Below are 1,909 nucleotides of genomic sequence, written 5' to 3'. Positions count from 1 at the left end.
CGCTGCCGGCCGAAACGTTGGTTGACCCCTGCGAGCACGCCGGTGCTGGAAATCGTTTCACTGATTTCATTGGTCGCCGTGCGGCGCAGGTTCGACTCGTGCGTGAACGCCTGGCTCACGCCGATGTAGTAAGGCGAGCCTTCTTCTTGCGCGCTGGCGCAGGTGGCTGCTGCAAGCAAACAGCCCGAGGCCAGCAACTGCAGCATGGGGCGACGGTGATCAGTGGGGCAATGTGGCATACGAAGACCTGCGAAGTGGCGTCGGATGTTGGCCCGGCAGAGGCGGACCCTGCTCAGTAGGCGTTGCGGTCGAAGAAGACCAGACGGATGGTACGCACAATAATCTGCAGGTCGAGCCCGAGCGACCAGTTGCGCAGGTATTCGAGGTCGTATTCGACCCGTGCCTGCATCTTGGCGACGGTGTCGGTCTCGCCACGCTGACCGTTCACCTGGGCCCAGCCGGTGATGCCGGGCTTGACCTTGTGTCGCACCATGTAGGCCTTGACGATGCGGCGGTACTCTTCGTTGTGCGCCACGGCGTGGGGTCTCGGGCCCACGATGCTCATGCGGCCTTGCAACACGTTGAAGAACTGCGGCAATTCGTCGAGCGAGGTGCGGCGGATGAAGGCGCCAAAGGGGGTGATGCGCATATCGCCCTTGGTGGCCTGCTTGACGACAGCGCCGTTGTCTTGCGAGGTCATCGAGCGGAATTTGTAGACGGTGATGTCTTCACCATCGAGCCCGGTACGTCGTTGCCTGAAGATCACCGGGCCGGGCGAGCTCATTTTGACGCCAATGGCGATGGCCAGCAGCGCGGGCGAGATCAACAACAGGATGAGCGAGGCGAGAACCACGTCGCTGGCGCGCTTGACGAGCTCGTTGGTGCCCGTGAAGGGCGTTTCGCAGATGCCCACCACCGGCAGGCCGTTCATGTCTTGCAGCCGGCCCTGGATGATGCTGATGCCGAACACGTCGGGCACAAAGAAAAGCGACGCAGTGGTGTCTTGCATCTGCTCCAGCAGCTCGACGATGCGCGGCTGCGAGCCGAGCGGCAAGGTGATGAAAACCTCGCGGATCGACTGGCGGCGGATGCAGTCGGCCACGTCTTTCAGCCCACCCAGCACCTGCTCCATGGCGAGGCCATCGACGCGAGCGTCGGCGCGGTCATCGAAATAACCGATGAAGTCGATGCCCTGGTCTTCGCTGGCGGTCAGTGCGCGCGCCACCTTCACGCCCAGCGGGCCGGCGCCCACCACGATGGCGCGGCGCCGTGCTTCGGGCAGCGCAGCCTGCCGGCGCACCAGGCGCCGACCCACCCACACCGCGCCCCACTGCGCCACCGGCGTCAGGAAGATCCAGGTGACGACGGCGGTTTGTTCGAAGTAGTCGATGCTGCGGGTGACATAGCCACACAGCAGCAGCACGCCGATCAGCACCACCCATGACGAAATGATGTCAACACCGGCGGCCACCATGTTCTGGCGGAAGCGGTTGCGACCGGGGAAGGTGAGCGCAAAAACCAGCAGGCACAAGACAAGCTCGGGGCGCCCCACCATGGCGTCGAGGTAGAGGTTGGCACCGAGGAAGGTGATGACGGTGATCGCCGGCTCCATGAACGCAGCCAACAGCGAGGTCACCGACTGGGGGGCGCTGTAGAAGGTTCTCTTGTAAGGGCGGTCTTCGAACATCGCTAAGGGGTGGTCCACGGGGCGCTGTCCTCCATGAGTGACAGATTGCTGGCAATGCCTCTGCGTCGGGTGTGTCGAAAACCCATTGAGCAGGCGCTGCGCGAGGCGGATTCGACGGCTGCGCGCGGCGTGCAAAGTGGTTCAAACAACGCGTGGATTCTCACTCAAGAAGATGACAGCCCCAGACCCGCAAGTGTGGGGGGAGCCTGTGTTCTAGGGGCC

3 protein-coding genes are annotated in these 1,909 nt (G+C 63.5%); 1 reads left to right on the top strand and 2 read right to left on the bottom strand.

Annotation, left to right across the window (positions count from 1 at the left end):
* On the bottom strand, positions 1-206 hold a 206-nt coding region (locus tag RMO40_RS18825), incomplete at its 3' end, for a hypothetical protein (RefSeq protein WP_309724659.1).
* An 86-nt stretch (positions 207-292) separates the two neighbouring features.
* A complete protein-coding gene (locus RMO40_RS18820; protein ID WP_309724656.1) occupies positions 293-1,705 on the bottom strand; it encodes an undecaprenyl-phosphate glucose phosphotransferase in 1,413 nt (470 codons plus the stop codon).
* A 15-nt stretch (positions 1,706-1,720) separates the two neighbouring features.
* Here RMO40_RS18820 and RMO40_RS18815 point away from each other — a divergent pair.
* Positions 1,721-1,909, top strand: a 189-nt coding sequence (locus RMO40_RS18815; protein ID WP_309724653.1) for a hypothetical protein, incomplete at its 3' end; no start/stop codon positions are given.

The sequence above is a fragment of the Rhizobacter sp. genome, assembly GCF_031412075.1.
In the GTDB taxonomy this organism is placed as follows: Bacteria; Pseudomonadota; Gammaproteobacteria; order Burkholderiales; family Burkholderiaceae_C; genus Rhizobacter.
This window is presented reverse-complemented; position numbering and strand designations above follow the sequence as displayed.